This window comes from Paraburkholderia fungorum, from assembly GCF_046027605.1.
Taxonomy (GTDB): domain Bacteria; phylum Pseudomonadota; class Gammaproteobacteria; order Burkholderiales; family Burkholderiaceae; genus Paraburkholderia; species Paraburkholderia fungorum_F.
The window spans coordinates 19,306-33,854 of record NZ_JAQQEF010000046.1; the positions used below are offsets into that span (position 1 = coordinate 19,306).

Here is a 14,549-nt window from a genome sequence, read left to right on the forward strand (position 1 = left end):
TCTCGCAACCGGAAGCATAACCGGGTGTGCGCAAAAGATTTATCGCGAAATGCGCAATTAACTGTTTGGAAATATCGATGAAAGCGTCGATCCGGTGTTATTTCGGAAGTAGTCGACGGTGAATTCGACAAACGATCGTGTCCTGGCGGACACGTGCCGCCGCCCGGGGTACACCAGCGAGACTTCCTTGTCCGCGCCTTTGATCCGGTAGCCCGGCAGCACCTGCACGAGCGCACCGCTCAGCAGGTCCGCTGAAACGTGATTCTCCGGCAGGATGGTAATGCCCATGTCGGCGAGCGCCGCCTGGCGCAACATTACGGCGTTGTTGACCGCATAGGCGGCCTCCATATTGACGGTGACTTCTGTTTCGCTGGCGTCGACGAAACACCACTCTGCGCTGTGAACATTGGCTGACGGTGCCAGAAATGGGTGCGCAGCAAGCTGCACGGGGGCGGACGGCGTACCCCGAACAGCGAGGTAGGCGGGAGAGGCAACCGCCACCGAGCGGACCCTGAATAGGGCTCGCTTGATCAACGTGCCGCCGCTCACCTGTCCAGGCACCACGATGCCCACGTCAAACCCCTCTTCAATCAGATCCACCGGCCGATGCAGCAGGGTGACCGAGAGTTTGACTCGCGGGCACTGTAAACGATATCGCTGCAGCAGCGGCGTGAGCCCAAATAATGAGAATGACGCGACGGCCACGAGTTTCAGCGTGCCGGACGGATCGTTCGCACTTTGAGCGACGCTGGACTCCATCGCTTCCAGTTGATCGAGCAGTTGCCGGCAGCCCTCGGCATAGGCGAGTCCGGCTTCGGTCAGCGACAGGCTGCGAGTGGTGCGGTTGACGAGCCGCGTATCGAGGTGCGTTTCGAGTAGGGCGACGTAGCGTGTCACCACCGCATTGGAGAGATCAAGACTCGCCGCTGCCCGCCCGAAAGAGCCGTTATCGGCGACTTTCAGAAAGACGCGCATGGCCTGTAACTGATTCATTTTGATGATGGGCCTGAGCGGGAAGTGCCTGAGTGGGCGGCGTTGCCGGGTTCGGTTGAACGTCGGGTGGTCGCGCGGAGATTGTGAAAAGAGGCTCGCGACGCGAAGCGCTTGCGCGCCGCACGCAAGAAACGAGCGATGGTATTCGCCGCAAACGCTAACCGCTACAAGAACCGGCCGAAAAGGCACCGAGAGGCTTCCTAATGCGTGATGTGGTTAGGTTGCAACGCTTTTATTAGATAAGTATCGCTAAATATAAAAAGAGATAAATAGACGGCCTTGCGGCTCAAGGCTTGCCGATCCTGTCGTGGCGATTTTTCGAATAATTCAAAAAATATTTTGTGCGATTGCGCGTGGTGCCCCCAAAAGTTCGACACCTAAACTCCGGCCTGCATATCGAGCCGGTGTGCCGAACGCTTTGGATGCAGTCCGTCCCCAGCCTGCCATCGCGCTGTGCAAATAAATCGAGTCGAAGACTCAGTCACCACACGTTATTTGGAACAACATGAAAAAGATTCTGATTCTCGCGGCGATCTCCGCGACGTTCGCTAGCGCCGCCAATGCGCAAAGCAGCGTGACACTTTATGGCGTCGTCGATGCCGGTTTCACCTACGTGAACAATGAAGTATCGGCTAGCGATGCGTCGAAACACGGCGCTTCGTATGGCCTGACGAGCGGCAATCTGTCTGGCAGCCGTTGGGGCATGCGTGGTCGCGAAGATCTCGGCGGCGGTTACGCGGCAATCTTCACGCTGGAAAACGGCTTCAGCCTGGCCAACGGCACGAGCTCACAAGGTGGCCGCAGCTTCGGCCGTCAGGCGTTCGCGGGTGTCTCGAGCGACTACGGCACAGTGACGCTGGGTCGTCAGTATGACGCGGTGGTTGACTATATCGGCCCGCTGACCGCGACCGGTACGTGGGGTGGCACGTACTTCGCCCATCGCGGCGATAACGACAATGCCAACGCGTCGATGCGCATCAACAACTCGGTGAAGTTCCAGAGCGCGAATTACGACGGCTTCTCGTTCAGCGGCCTGTACGGCTTCTCGAACCAGGCAGGCGCATTCGCAAACGATCGCGCTTATAGCGCGGGCATGGGCTATTCGAACGGTGGCCTGAAACTGGCGGCCGGTTACCTCCAGGCGCAGGGTCTCGGCGGCAACGCGAATGGCGCGATCCAGGACGGCGCACCGAACCTCGGTGTGGCGGGTGAACGTCAGCGGCAGCGTACGTGGGGCGCGGGTGGCAGCTACGCGTTCGGTCCGGCAACGGTCGGTCTGGTGTACACGCAAAGCCGCTTTAACTTTGCAACCAACGACGCCTCCGTGCGTTATAGCAACTACGAAGTCAACGCGCATTACAACCTGACGCCGGCGCTCTCGCTCGGCGCGGCGTACACCTACACGCAGGCATTGCAGAACACGCCGGGCGTGCAGAACGGTTCGAGCCACTGGAACCAGTTCGGTCTGCAGGCCGACTACGCGCTGTCGCACCGCACCGATCTGTATGCCGAGGGCGTGGCGCATCTCGGCGCGAACGGCAACACGGTTGGCGCGCAGGTGTACGGCACCGACGCACCGTCGTCGAACAGGAACCAGGTGGTCGTGACAACGGGTATCCGTCACCGCTTCTAAGGCTGCTTCTGAAGCATCGATGGTGGAAGGAAAAGCACCGCTCGCGGTGCTTTTTCCGTTGGCGCACAGGCGGCCTTGTCGCATCGTCGCCGGCGAAAACGGGCTCGACGGATTTGCACTAGTATGTGGTTGCTTCGTGCGTGTCCGAAATGTCGGAGCGGCGATGCATCAAAGTCCGGAGAAGACCATGATTGCGCTTCGAAAACTGAATTTTGCGGTGGTGGTGTGGGCGTTGGCGTCGGGCGTCGCCTTCGCGGACACGGTGGCGTTGAAGGCCGATCTCGAGCCGTCGAGCGAAGTGCCGCCGCGCGTGAGTCACGGGCACGGCATGTTGAACGCCACGTTCGATACGTCGACCAAGTCCTTGCAATGGACCATCACCTATGAAGGGCTGACCGGTCCGGCAAGCGCCGCGCACTTCCACGGTCCCGCGCCGGTCGGGCAGAACGCCAAGGTCCAGGTGCCGATCGGGAAGGACGCGCTCGCGAGTCCAATCAAAGGATCGGCTGCGCTCACCGACCAGCAGGTGACGGATCTGATGGCGGGGCAGTGGTACTTCAACGTGCACACCGCGCAGAATCCGATGGGCGAGATTCGCGGGCAGGTCTTGCCCGCTAACTAGACGCGAAGTAAGCCTTACCCGGTGGCGCGCGCTTTTTCAGGATTAGAAGCCGTCGTCGACCGGCGCAGCGGCGAACGCACGTACCATGACGGGACACTATCGAAGGAGCGCGTCCCGATGAGCTGGCAAAGTGCACTCGCATGCTGGTATCTGCGCAGGCAGTTTCGACCGGAAACCCTGAAGCCGGGCGTCAACGTGGAGAAAGCACGTGCGCTGACGGCCAAACGTGCCTGGTCGCCGCGCGTGCCGGCCGGTTGGCGCCTGCGCGAAGCGTACGGGTCACACGATTGGCCGCTGCACGGTGAGTGGATCGAGCGGGTTGACGGCGTATCGGTTGCCGGGAACGGGCCGACCGTGCTGTATTGCCACGGCGGCGGCTACTACTTCTGTTCGCCGCGTACACATCGCTCGCTCGTATACGGTTTGGCCACGCGCGCCAACACGCCGATTTTTTCGCTCGACTACCGTCTCGCCCCCGAGCATCGCTTTCCGGCGGCGCTCGACGATGCGACCGCCGCCTACCGGCGCCTGGTCGCAGACGGTACGCCGCCCGAGTCGATTGTCATGTCGGGGGATTCGGCGGGCGGCGGCCTTGCGCTCGCCACACTGGTCGCGCTGCGCGACGCCGGTGATCCTTTGCCGGCAGGCTGTCTGCTGTTCTCGCCGTGGACCGACCTGGCCGCAGCCGGTGCCACCATCCGCACCAACGACGGTTTCGATCCCATGTTCAGCGGCCCCGCCATCGCGCGCGCGGCAAAGGTTTATCTCGGCGACACGTCCGCCACGCATCCGTACGCTTCGCCGGTCTATGCGGACCTGCGCGGCTTGCCGCCGCTTTTCATCATGGCGGGCAGCACCGAGGTCTTGCTCGATGACTCGCAACGTGTCGCCGACAAGGCGCGCGCGGCCGGCGTCGACTGCGAACTCGAGGTGTGGAAGAAGATGCCGCACGTCTGGCCGTTGTTCTCCCCGTTCATTCCCGAGGCGAACCGCGCGCTCGACCGCGCCGCAGCTTTCGTGCGGCGTGTAACGAGTGGCACGACGAGGGCCAATCAGCCGTCCAGCGTCACATCAATTGCCTGATAGGCGGCTTCGACCGTTTCCTGGCCGTATTGCCGTTCCAGCCGACGCACGGTGAAGTGGCCGTGCGCAACCTGCTGGAAGTGATCGATGAACACCGTATTGACCATCGCGCCGAGCACTGCACCGATCGCCGGAATCGACTTGGCGGCGATCTGCTCGCTCACCTGCACTGAAAAGCGCGCGGCAATTGTGTTGAGCAGGCGCAGCAATGCTGCCGAGCCATGCGCGGTAAAGCCTTTCGTCGCGATTTCGGATGACGCCTTCGAGACCGCCTGCGCCAGTGCGCCGCGCATGATGAAGTAGCCGAAGTCGGCGTCGTCGTCGGCTTTCGAGGTGCCGCCCATGCCGAGCACCGTCAGGCACTGCAGCTGCGTGTCGATCGACGTCAGATCCTCGCCCTCGCTGCGCGCCACGTCGCAGATCGAGCGGAACATCAGCGTGGTCGTGACCGGTAACTCGACGGGCAGCGCGAACAGGCCGAATGCGCCGCCGGCCGCCCCGGTGGTGGCCACGGCGAACTTGTGCAACAGGTTGCTCGGCTTGTCGGGCACGATCAGCGGCGACGCACCGGCCTGCCGCCCCAGTGTGCGCAACGCGATCGAGAGACACTTGCGCAACGCCAGCTCCGTTGCATCCGTGACCTTTTCGTTAGCAAACGCGGGCATGCGCGAAAGCAGCTTCTCGAGCGGCGAACCGACAATGCCGGCCAGTTTCATCGCCAGCGCGGGGCTCTCCAGTTCGTGTTTCGCGCGCCGCAGCGCGCGCAGGTCTTCATCCGATAACGATCGTGTTGCGAGCGAACTGGGCTCCATATGCCTCCCTGGCGTCATGTGTTGTGTTGATTCTTCAGTCGATTACCGACGCGATGAACCCGCGTTGGCGGGCTCCAGCTTAGAGCCTCGTCTCGTGGTATGATTCCCAATCGTTTGACGAGTCAACTGTTGCCCTATCAAAAATGGCTGTCCATACCGCGGCCCACCATTCGAGTGGGCAAGTTTTACCTTTCCGTGAATCGCTGCTGGCAATGCTCGGCATTTCCTTCGTCACGATGCTGGTCGCCCTCGACCAGACCGTGGTCGGCACCGCATTGCCCACGATCGTTTCGGAACTGAAGGGTTTCGAGCTTTACGCGTGGGTCGCCACGTCGTATCTGCTGACCTCGGTGATTACCGTGCCGATCTTCGGCCGGCTCGGCGATTACTACGGGCGCAAGCCGTTCGTGATCGCCTCGATCGTCGTGTTCACGGGGGCTTCGGTGCTGTGCGGCGCCGCCAACAACATGCTGTTCCTCGTGCTCGCGCGCGGCTTGCAGGGCATAGGCGGCGGCATGCTGGTCGGTACCGCCTTCGCGTGCATTCCCGATCTCTTCCCCGACTCCGTCGTACGGTTGCGCTGGCAGGTGCTGATGAGTTCGGCGTTCGGTATTGCGAATGCGGTGGGACCGTCGCTCGGCGGTTTTCTCACGCAGTACTACGGCTGGCGCTCGGTGTTCTATGTGAATCTGCCGGTCGGCTTGCTGTCGCTGTTTTTCGTCTGGCGCTTTCTGCCGCATTTGCGGCATGTGGAGCACGAAGGCAAGATGCGGCTCGATTGGCCCGGTGCGGTGCTGATCGCGGTAGCGCTCGGCTCGCTGCAACTGTTCGTCGAGATGTTGCCGAAACACGGCGTTACGTTGAGCGCCTTTGCGCTGCTGGCACTGAGCGTCGCCTCGGCATACGGGTTGTGGCAGTGGGAAAAGCGTTGCCCGACGGCGATCTTGCCGGTCGACATGTTCCGCAACCGCAGTCTGGCGGCGCTCTTCACGCTCGCCGTGCTGGGCGGCTTCTCGATGTTCTCGTTGCTGTTCTACGCACCGTTGCTGTTCCAGGGCGGCTTCGGGTTGTCGCCGAAAGAAGCGGGGCTCGTCATTACCCCGCTCGTCGTGTTCATCACGATCGGCAGTATCGCCAACGGCCGCATCGTCTCGCGTGTGCGTAACCCCAATCTGATGCTGTACATCGGGTTCGCGCTGCTCGCGCTGGCGTGCCTCGGTGTGGTCGTCGCGACGCGCTCCATGCCGCAATGGCTGTTGATGTCGTTCATGGTGCTCGGCGGTCTCGGTCTCGGCTTCGTGATGCCGAATCTGACGATCTTCGCCCAGCAGACAGCCGGCCGCGAACATCTTGGTATCGCCACCGCGCTGCTGCAGTCGCTGCGGATGATCGGCGGGATGATCGGCACGGCGTTGACCGGCACGCTGGTCAGCCATATGTACGCGAGCGGCGTGCGCAGCATGCTGGAAAACGACCATGCGTCACAGTGGTTCCCCGATCTCGGCGACCCGCAAATCCTGATCAATCGCGACGCGCAAGACACCTTGCTCGGCCAGCTGACGCATGCGGGCCACAACGGCGCGATGCTGCTCGAGGGCGCGCGCGAGACACTCGTCTCGGCGATTCATCTGGGTCTCGCGCTCGCGGCGATCATCGCCGTGGTGTCCGTGTGGCAAAGCCGCCGTGTGCCGCCGATCAAGCTTCAACGCAAGCTCGAGCCGGTGATTCACGCGGATTGATTTTTTAGCCTTACCGTTTCACAGATAGATCATGGAAGAACAGGACCGCGTCGCCGTCATGCAACAATTCGGCCGCACTTATCGGGCGTTCATGTCGGCGTTCGAGGCCCACGTTGGCCAGCCGTTGCCGCGCTGGCGCATTCTGCTCGCGCTGCACAACCAGGCCGGCGAGTCGTCGCAGAAGCGATTGGTCGAACGCCTGCGCGTCGACCCGGGCGCGCTTACGCGGCAATTGAAAACGCTGGAAGGTTTAGGCTGGATTGCGCGCAGCATGGATACGCGCGATAACCGCGTGACCAATGTGCGTTTGACCGAAGCGGGGAGGTCGGTGACCGAAGCCAGCCTGCCGCGCCGCAACGCATTTCTGCACGACACGATGGCCGCGCTGCCGGACGATGCGCTGAGCGCGCTGTCGGGCGCGCTGAAGATCCTCGAGGTGCGAATCGGTGAAGTGGCGGCCATGGCTAACGCTTCACCTGTGGACGCTGCCGCAGCCGCTGCTGCGCAAGCGCTTGACGCGGGCGGCGCTGACCCGGTGCCTTAGCAACCCCCGATTCGGCTGCCGATGATTCATCGCTCTAGCGCGTGACAGTCGAAGGCGCCGCCGATCAAACACCGCGGCCGCCGCAAACCGCACGCCCCGGCGCCACGACTCGACGCTAATGTCATAGAGATCGTGAAAGGCGCGCCACCTTGCAATGAAGCGCGCGGGGGTGCATCAAGTTCAGAAGAACGTTTCGATCACTTCCGTCACGCGATACGACGGATCAACCACCAGCACCTGACGCCACTTGTCGAATGTCAGGCATGGGTGCGAGATGTCGAACGCGATCATGTCGCCCACCTTCAGATCGGCGCCGGCGGGAATCCGCAGATACGCGTGCTGGTCCATCAAACCGAAAATCTCCCAGCCTTCGCTCGCCGCGATATCACGCGGCGCTTCGGTGCCCGGACGATAATGGCGCGACGGTTCGGGCATGCCCGCGTCGAAAGCGGAATCACGTTTGCCGAGGCCGATGATCGCGCGATCCGGTTCCGGGATCGACTGCACATACGCCCACAGTTGCAGCGCCGGCAACAGGCCTTCGCCCATTTTCTTCGCGACGGGATTGCGCGCGAAGATGTCCGTCTGTGCCTTGCGGTAGACGCCGACGTCATGCGTCAGATAGCAGCCGGGCCGTAGCACCACTTCCACCTTGCCGGTCTCCGAGGCCTTCACGAATTCTTCCGCGACCACGTCGTACCAGGCCGAGCCCGCGCCTGACAGGACGGCCGGCGTGCGGGCGAAACGTCCTTCCTCGACAAGCGCGCGCGTCACCGCGACGGCGCTCTGCAAGAACTCGCGCACCTCGTGCTCTTCTTTGAGCACGCCCTCATACAACTCGATACCCGCCAGCTTCAACACATTCGGGTAGCGCGCGATTGCCTCGAGCACCGCGTTGCGCTGCGCTTCGTCACGGACACCCGTGCGGCCGCCCGGCACGCCGAGCTCGAGCAGCACTTGCAGCTGCTTGTTCACCGACTTGAAAAACTCGCCCAACTGCTCGACGCCCTCGACCGAATCGACGAGGCAGAAGAACTCGAAATCGGGGTCGCTCAGCAACTCGGCGACCATCATCATGTTGCGGCGGCCAATCAGCTGATTGGCCATCAGGATTCGCGATACGCCGCCGTGATACGCCGCGCGCACCTGATGCGCGGTGGCGAGCGTGATGCCCCACGCGCCGGTTTCCAGCTGGCGGCGGAACAGCTGCGGCGCCATGGTGGTTTTGCCGTGCGGCGCGAGCTTGACACCGTATTCCGCGACGAATGCCTGCATCCATTTCAGGTTGTGTTCCACACGATCCGCGTACAGCACGGCGGCGGGCAGGCTCACGTCTTCGTTCAGCAGATTCCACTCGAGACGCGGGGCATCCGTGAGCTGGATACTGGCGCCCGGAACCATGCCCAAGCCCTTGCTATAAGGATCAATCGTTGCGCCCTGATAGTTTGTAACTTTCATGTCTCCCAGCTCCATCGTCCAGTTAAATTGAATCAAAGTTGACTTTACTATGTTACCGAAAGTACGATGGTTGAAGAAATGTTATTTAGTACCACGGTTTGCCGGAGGCTGTTTGTAAGTCTTCCCGCGGCCTCTCACAGTCTGCGATGAACTCAACCGCCGAACCGCTGACCTTCGACATCGTCGCGCGCATCGCCGAGTGCGCGCCGGAGCTGCGTTCGGCCGAACGCAAGGTCGCGGCGTTGATTCTCGACGATCTGACTGGCGCGTCGCGCGCCAGCATCGGCGCGCTTGCGCAGCAGGCGGAGGTGAGTGTGGCGACCGTCACTCGCTTTGCCAAAGCGGTGGGTTGCCGTGACGTGCGGGAATTGAAGTTGCGGCTCGCGCAGGCGGCCGCCGTCGGCCAGCGCTTCCTGCAAGCCGGCGCAGCCAGCGACGCACCCGAGCCCATTGCGACTCGCGTGTTCGACGAAGTGCAGACCGCGCTTGCCCATAACCACAGGTTGCTACGCCAGGCGCCTTTCGATGAAGCGGCGGCCGCATTGCGTGCCGCGCGGATGATCTATGTATTCGGTATGGGCGGCGGTTCGACCGCATTGGCCGACGAGATGCGCTTCAGGCTCGTGCGTCTCGGCCGGCCCGTTGCGACCTATCAGGACGGCTTGCTGCAGCGGATGGTGGCGAGCACTGTGTCGCGCGAGTGCGTGGTGCTTGCGTTGTCCACTACCGGGCGGGTGCCCGAGATGGTCGAGAACTGCAAGATCGCGCGCAGCTACGGCGCGACCGTGATCGCGCTGACCGCACCGGCGTCGCCGCTTGCCAAACTGGCTGATTGGGTGATCCCGATCGTCGCCTTTGAAACCGATTTCATCTACAAGCCGTCGTCGTCGCGCTACGCGATGATGATGGCGCTCGATGTGCTCGTCACCGAACTCGCCGTCAGCCAGGGTGACGAGAGCCGCGAATTGCTGCGCCGCATGAAGCACGCGCTCGACGCGCACCGTGGCGGCGGCGATCGACAACCGTTAGGAGACTGATTCATGCATTCGCATCCCGAAGCCGCCGACACGCTGATCGTCGGAGCGCAACTGTACGACGGCACCGGCGCGCCGCCGGTCGAACGCGACGTTGCGATCCGCGAGGGCCGCATTGCCGCGATCGGCAATCTGTCGAACTGGCTCGCCGAAGAGGTGATCGAGGCCAATGGCCGCGCGCTGGCGCCGGGCTTCATCGACGTTCATACGCATGACGACACGCACGTGATCCGTTCGCCGCAAATGCTGCCGAAGATCACTCAAGGCGTGACGACGGTGATTGTCGGCAATTGCGGGATCAGCGCGTCGCCGGTTTCGTTGAAGGGCGATCCGCCTGATCCGATGAATCTGCTGGGCGAACGTGACGCGTTTCAGTACCCGACTTTCGCTGCGTACGTTGAAGCGGTGAACGCCGCGCGCCCAGCGGTGAACGTGGGCGCGCTGATTGGGCACACGGCTTTGCGCAGCAATCAGATGGATCGGCTCGATCGCGCGGCGAGCGCGGCAGAAATCGACGGGATGCGCGCGCAACTCGAAGAGGCGTTGTCGAACGGTGCGTTGGGACTGAGTTCCGGACTCGCGTATGGCTCCGCTTTCGCGGCGCCGACCGAGGAAGTGATGGCGCTGGCTGAACCGCTTGCCGCTGCCGGCGCGTTGTACACCACGCACATGCGCACCGAATTCGACGCGATTCTCGACGCAATGGACGAGGCTTACCGGGTGGGCCGTCACGCGCATGTGCCGGTGGTGATTTCGCATTTGAAGTGTGCAGGGCCGTCGAACTGGGGGCGCAGTGAAGAGGTGTTGAAGTCGCTGGAAGGCGCGCGTCGTCTGCAGCCGATCGGTTGCGACTGCTATCCGTACAACCGCAGTTCGTCGACGCTCGACGTGAAGCAGGTGAGCGGCGACATCGACATTACGATCACGTGGTCGGAGCCGCATCCCGAGATGGCGGGCAAGCTGATCAAGGACATTGCCACTGAGTGGGGCGTCACGCAGCAGGAGGCGGGCAAGCGCTTGCAGCCGGCTGGCGCGGTGTATCACAACATGTCCGAGGACGACGTGCGCCGCATTCTTTCGCATCCCGCGACGATGGTCGGCTCAGATGGTTTGCCGAACGATCCCTTGCCGCATCCGCGCTTGTGGGGCGCGTTTCCGCGCGTGCTTGGGCATTACGCGCGCGATGCGAAGTTGCTGCCGCTCGAAGAGGCGGTGCGCAAGATGACCAGCTTGTCGGCGCGCCGCTTTGGTCTGGCGCAGCGGGGCGAGGTGCACATTGGTTATCACGCGGACCTGGTGTTGTTCGATCCAGCCAGGGTGCGCGATGCGGCGACGTTTGAAAAGCCGCAGCAGGCGGCGGACGGGATTGACGCGGTGTGGGTGAATGGCGTGCTGTCCTACCGCGATGGGGCAGTGACCGGCGAGCGGGCAGGGCATTTTGTGGCGCGCGGCGCGGCGTCGAAGGGTGATGCGCACGGCGCGTTTTGATGGCTTGTTTTCTGATTGATGTGGCAAGCGGTAGTGGCGTTGCTTGCGCCGCCTGCTGGACTTTTTAAGGAGCTGGATGATGAAGCGATATGGCGTTGAAGGTGGCAAGGGTACGGGTGGGCAGCATATGCCCTTTGCTCGGGCGGTCGAGGCGGATGGCTGGCTGTTCGTATCCGGGCAGACGCCGATGGAAAACGGTGAGGTGATCAACGGCGGCATTGTTGAGCAATCGCACAAGGCGATTCAGAACGTGTTCGCTATTTTGAAGGAAGCCGGGTATGGGGCGGAGCATGTTGTCCGCTGTGGCGTGTGGCTGGATGATCCGCGGGATTTTGCTTCTTTCAATAAGGTGTTTCGGGAGTACTTTGGGGAGAATCCGCCTGCGCGGGCTTGTGTGGTTTCTTCGATGGTGATTGATTGTCGTGTGGAAGTTGATTGTGTTGCCTATAAAAAGCCTTCGGCTTAGGGGGCTTTTGCCTTAGGCGGTCGGGAGGGGTGTTGTCTGTTTGCCTACGGGGTTGGCCTTTCCTTGATTTGTTTGCCTGTGCGGCGCTTGTTGGGCTGTGCTTCTATGGCGTTGGCCTTTCCTTGCTTTGTTATTGGTCTATTAGCGTCGCCCCTGTGCGGGGCGGGCACTTACTTCTCTTTGCCGCCGCAAAGAGAAGTAAGCAAGAGAAAGCGGCTCAAACCGCTAGCTCATAAGCGGGTCCCTCGCGCAGTCGCGGTAGTGGTGCATCTGGAATCTGCGTTCTCGCACATTTGGCGTCAGTGACACAGCAGTCGTACTTCCCGCCTCGCACTGCGTGCTCGCCGGAAGAGTTCATCAAAAATCCTCGGCTTCGTTTGCGCACAGTTGGGGGCCGTCGGCTTCGCCTTGGCGATGCACACAAGCGACTGCGCCGAAGAAGCGAATGAGCGAGCAAGCGCAGAGATGCAAAAATGGATACACGTCGCTTTACTGCGCCGAGTGAAGTGTGAGTGCGAAAACGTAGGGGGCGGTTTTAAGAAATGCGCTACGGCGCGCGCAGCGCCGCCGGAAGTATGACGCCTTTGTCCCTGACGCCAAATGTGCGAGAACACAGATTCCAGATGCACCACTGCCCCCTCCAAGCCAGGGGACCCGCTTAAGAGTTAGCGGTTTGAGCCGCTTTCTTTTGCCTACTTTTCTTTGCGGCAGGCAAAGAAAAGTAGGTGCCCGCCCCGCACAGGGGCGACGCTAATAGACCAATAAGAAATCAAGGAAAGGCCAAAATCCCAGAACAACAAGAAAAGCCCATCGCCGCAGGCAAAAAACCCTAATTTTTATTGTCTCGCCAACCTCATATTATCCGGCATCGGCGAATTATAGTTCGTCCGGAACGGATTAATATCAAGCCCTCCGCGCCGCGTATAGCGCGCATAAACCGCAAGCTTAACCGGCCGGCAGGCCCCAAGCACATCAAGAAAAATCTTCTCAACACACTGCTCATGAAACCCAGTGTGATTCCGATAGGAAATGATATACCTCAACAAACCCGCATGATCGATCTGCGGCCCAACGTAATGAATCTGCACACTGCCCCAGTCAGGCTGCCCAGTCACCGGACAATTCGACTTCAACAAATTAGAAACCAAAGTCTCCTCAACCGGCGCTTCATCGAGCGCGGCCTTCAGCAATGAAGCGTCAGGCAGATAAACATCCGTATCCAGATCGAGCCGGTCCAGCGACAAGCCTTCAAATTCTTCCATCTGCAACTTGCCGAACTCATACGGCGCAGTCAGATGGACAGAAACAGTCGCGCCGCAAGAAGCGGAAACATCCCGCTTGATCGTATCTCGCACAATTTCCATCGACTCAAAAGCCGTCTGCGCAAATGATCCCAGATAGAGCTTGAACGACTTCGACTCGACAATATTCGGCGAATCAGCCGGCACAAAAAAAGTCGCCACTGCAATCTGCGGTTTGCCGCGTGCATTCAGCCAGGAAAGCTCGTAAGCATTCCAGATGTCCGTGCCGAAGAACGGCAACTGTGCGCCAATTCCAATCGCCTCGCGTGCATTCTTCCGGGCAATCGGAAAGAGCAGCGAAGCGTCGTATTGTTCGGTGTAAGTGGAAGCCTTACCCAGCGGTGATTGTTCGGGTGTCATGATGCGTTCACGATGCCACTCAGCACGTGCCCCGTCGCCGTCACGACGCGGGCCGATTCGCAATGGCCAATTTGGTCGTCGAAGAAAAAGTCCGGCTCGAACTCGCGCAAAAATGCGCTCTTGTCGAGGCCGCCGAGGAACATCGCTTCGTCGATTTCAATGTTCCACGCCATCAATGTGCGGATCGCACGCTCATGCGCCGGAGCCGAGCGCGCCGTCACCAATGCCGTACGAATATGCATCGGTGCGGCTTCGTCCGCAAGTTTCTGCAGCCGGTGCAGCGCTTCGAGCAGCGGCTTCAAAGGACCATCCGCGAGCGGTAAATCCTTGTTGTGAATCTCATGGCCGACAAACGCCCGCAGGCCATCCTTCTGAAATACGCGCTCGGCTTCGTCGGAAAACAGCACGGCGTCGCCGTCGAAAGCAATTCGGATCTCGTCCGGATACTTGCTCGCCATTTTTGCCGATTCGGGCAAGACGCGCGCGGCGGGAAATCCGGCAGCCAGAGCGTCGCGCACATCGTCCTGATTCGCGGACAAAAACAGCGACGCGTTCAAGGGCTTCAGATAGCCGAACGGCGCGCGTCCACGGGTGAACACGCCGCGCTCGATCGCCAGTCCGTATTCCCTGCACGAATGAAATGCGCGTAATCCGCTGATCGGATCGCTGCGCGACAGAATCACCACTTCGACACGATGACCGCCGGCATTCAATGCCAGTAGTTTGCGGATCAGCGGAAACGCCACGCCCGGTTTGGCGGGCACGGCCAGCCGCTCGCGCTGCAACGCTTCATACGCCCGCAGGTTGCCTGCCTCGTACACGCAGTTCTCTTCCTCGAAGTCGAACAGCGCGCGCGACGAGATTGCCACCACCAGTTTGTCGACGAGCGAAAGAGCCATCTGCGCGTTTCAGTCCAAAAAGATCAAGCGAGGAACAAGCGGTACACCGGGTTTTTCGTCTCTTCCCAGTACGGATAACCCAGCGTCGTCAGAAAACGTTCGAACTCGCTGTTCTCC

13 protein-coding genes are annotated in these 14,549 nt (G+C 61.2%); 8 read left to right on the top strand and 5 right to left on the bottom strand.

Features of this window, described 5'->3' with window-relative positions; all coding sequences use genetic code 11:
• Positions 1-57 precede the first annotated feature (57 nt).
• Positions 58-993, bottom strand: coding sequence for a LysR family transcriptional regulator (locus PQR53_RS37320; RefSeq protein WP_408465376.1), 936 nt, complete (start codon positions 991-993; stop codon positions 58-60).
• Positions 994-1,498: 505 nt separating this feature from the next.
• On the opposite strand from PQR53_RS37320, the gene PQR53_RS37325 reads away from it, so the two are divergent.
• From PQR53_RS37325 to PQR53_RS37335, 3 genes are all read left to right on the top strand, one after another.
• Complete coding sequence (locus PQR53_RS37325) at positions 1,499-2,626, top strand: porin (protein ID WP_408465378.1); 1,128 nt, start codon at positions 1,499-1,501, stop codon at positions 2,624-2,626.
• 187 nt (positions 2,627-2,813) lie between these two features.
• The gene (locus PQR53_RS37330; RefSeq protein ID WP_408465380.1) at positions 2,814-3,248 is read left to right on the top strand and encodes a CHRD domain-containing protein; all 435 of its coding nucleotides are present in this window, start codon (positions 2,814-2,816) and stop codon (positions 3,246-3,248) included.
• Positions 3,249-3,365: 117 nt separating this feature from the next.
• On the top strand, positions 3,366-4,331 hold the full coding sequence (locus PQR53_RS37335) for an alpha/beta hydrolase (protein WP_408465382.1): 966 nt from the start codon (positions 3,366-3,368) through the stop codon (positions 4,329-4,331).
• On the opposite strand, the gene PQR53_RS37340 is transcribed toward PQR53_RS37335, so the two are convergent.
• The gene (locus tag PQR53_RS37340) at positions 4,301-5,143 is read right to left on the bottom strand and encodes an EcsC family protein (protein ID WP_408465384.1); all 843 of its coding nucleotides are present in this window, start codon (positions 5,141-5,143) and stop codon (positions 4,301-4,303) included. The genes PQR53_RS37335 and PQR53_RS37340 overlap by 31 nt on opposite strands.
• A gap of 143 nt (positions 5,144-5,286) precedes the next feature.
• Between PQR53_RS37340 and PQR53_RS37345 the strand changes: the two genes are divergently transcribed.
• Positions 5,287-6,882 carry an MDR family MFS transporter gene (locus PQR53_RS37345; protein ID WP_408465386.1) on the top strand — a complete coding sequence of 532 codons (1,596 nt, stop codon included), beginning with the start codon at positions 5,287-5,289 and terminating at the stop codon, positions 6,880-6,882.
• A gap of 31 nt (positions 6,883-6,913) precedes the next feature.
• Entirely contained in the window at positions 6,914-7,426 is a 513-nt protein-coding gene (locus PQR53_RS37350) for a MarR family winged helix-turn-helix transcriptional regulator (RefSeq protein WP_408465388.1), read from the top strand.
• A gap of 180 nt (positions 7,427-7,606) precedes the next feature.
• Here the strand turns inward: PQR53_RS37350 and PQR53_RS37355 are convergent, their stop codons facing one another.
• Complete coding sequence (locus PQR53_RS37355) at positions 7,607-8,884, bottom strand: amino acid deaminase (RefSeq protein WP_408465390.1); 1,278 nt, start codon at positions 8,882-8,884, stop codon at positions 7,607-7,609.
• A gap of 146 nt (positions 8,885-9,030) precedes the next feature.
• Between PQR53_RS37355 and PQR53_RS37360 the strand changes: the two genes are divergently transcribed.
• The 3 genes from PQR53_RS37360 to PQR53_RS37370 all read left to right on the top strand — a co-directional run bounded on the left by PQR53_RS37360 (position 9,031) and on the right by PQR53_RS37370 (position 11,872).
• Complete coding sequence (locus PQR53_RS37360; protein ID WP_408465392.1) at positions 9,031-9,921, top strand: MurR/RpiR family transcriptional regulator; 891 nt, start codon at positions 9,031-9,033, stop codon at positions 9,919-9,921.
• Positions 9,922-9,924: 3 nt separating this feature from the next.
• Entirely contained in the window at positions 9,925-11,406 is a 1,482-nt protein-coding gene (locus tag PQR53_RS37365; protein ID WP_408465394.1) for an N-acyl-D-amino-acid deacylase family protein, read from the top strand.
• A gap of 79 nt (positions 11,407-11,485) precedes the next feature.
• Complete coding sequence (locus PQR53_RS37370; RefSeq protein WP_028200605.1) at positions 11,486-11,872, top strand: RidA family protein; 387 nt, start codon at positions 11,486-11,488, stop codon at positions 11,870-11,872.
• Between the two features lie 836 nt (positions 11,873-12,708).
• On the opposite strand, the gene queF is transcribed toward PQR53_RS37370, so the two are convergent.
• Positions 12,709-13,533 (bottom strand): NADPH-dependent 7-cyano-7-deazaguanine reductase QueF, encoded by an 825-nt coding sequence (queF, locus tag PQR53_RS37375; RefSeq protein WP_408465396.1) that lies wholly within the window; start codon positions 13,531-13,533, stop codon positions 12,709-12,711.
• Complete coding sequence (locus PQR53_RS37380; RefSeq protein ID WP_408465398.1) at positions 13,530-14,432, bottom strand: 5'-nucleotidase; 903 nt, start codon at positions 14,430-14,432, stop codon at positions 13,530-13,532. The genes queF and PQR53_RS37380 overlap by 4 nt, the downstream gene beginning before the upstream one ends.
• Positions 14,433-14,549: the final 117 nt, after the last annotated feature.

Excerpts from the sequence above, each read along its gene's own strand:
- PQR53_RS37330 (WP_408465380.1), top strand. The coding sequence starts at position 2,814 with ATGATTGCGCTTCGAAAACTGAATTTTGCGGTGGTGGTGTGGGCGTTG.
- PQR53_RS37380 (WP_408465398.1), bottom strand. The coding sequence starts at position 14,432 with ATGGCTCTTTCGCTCGTCGACAAACTGGTGGTGGCAATCTCGTCGCGC.
- PQR53_RS37350 (WP_408465388.1), top strand. The coding sequence starts at position 6,914 with ATGGAAGAACAGGACCGCGTCGCCGTCATGCAACAATTCGGCCGCACT.
- PQR53_RS37370 (WP_028200605.1), top strand. The coding sequence starts at position 11,486 with ATGAAGCGATATGGCGTTGAAGGTGGCAAGGGTACGGGTGGGCAGCAT.
- PQR53_RS37340 (WP_408465384.1), bottom strand. The coding sequence starts at position 5,143 with ATGGAGCCCAGTTCGCTCGCAACACGATCGTTATCGGATGAAGACCTG.
- PQR53_RS37335 (WP_408465382.1), top strand. The coding sequence starts at position 3,366 with ATGAGCTGGCAAAGTGCACTCGCATGCTGGTATCTGCGCAGGCAGTTT.
- PQR53_RS37320 (WP_408465376.1), bottom strand. The coding sequence starts at position 993 with ATGAATCAGTTACAGGCCATGCGCGTCTTTCTGAAAGTCGCCGATAAC.
- PQR53_RS37345 (WP_408465386.1), top strand. The coding sequence starts at position 5,287 with ATGGCTGTCCATACCGCGGCCCACCATTCGAGTGGGCAAGTTTTACCT.
- queF (WP_408465396.1), bottom strand. The coding sequence starts at position 13,533 with ATGACACCCGAACAATCACCGCTGGGTAAGGCTTCCACTTACACCGAA.
- PQR53_RS37360 (WP_408465392.1), top strand. The coding sequence starts at position 9,031 with ATGAACTCAACCGCCGAACCGCTGACCTTCGACATCGTCGCGCGCATC.
- PQR53_RS37355 (WP_408465390.1), bottom strand. The coding sequence starts at position 8,884 with ATGAAAGTTACAAACTATCAGGGCGCAACGATTGATCCTTATAGCAAG.
- PQR53_RS37365 (WP_408465394.1), top strand. The coding sequence starts at position 9,925 with ATGCATTCGCATCCCGAAGCCGCCGACACGCTGATCGTCGGAGCGCAA.
- PQR53_RS37325 (WP_408465378.1), top strand. The coding sequence starts at position 1,499 with ATGAAAAAGATTCTGATTCTCGCGGCGATCTCCGCGACGTTCGCTAGC.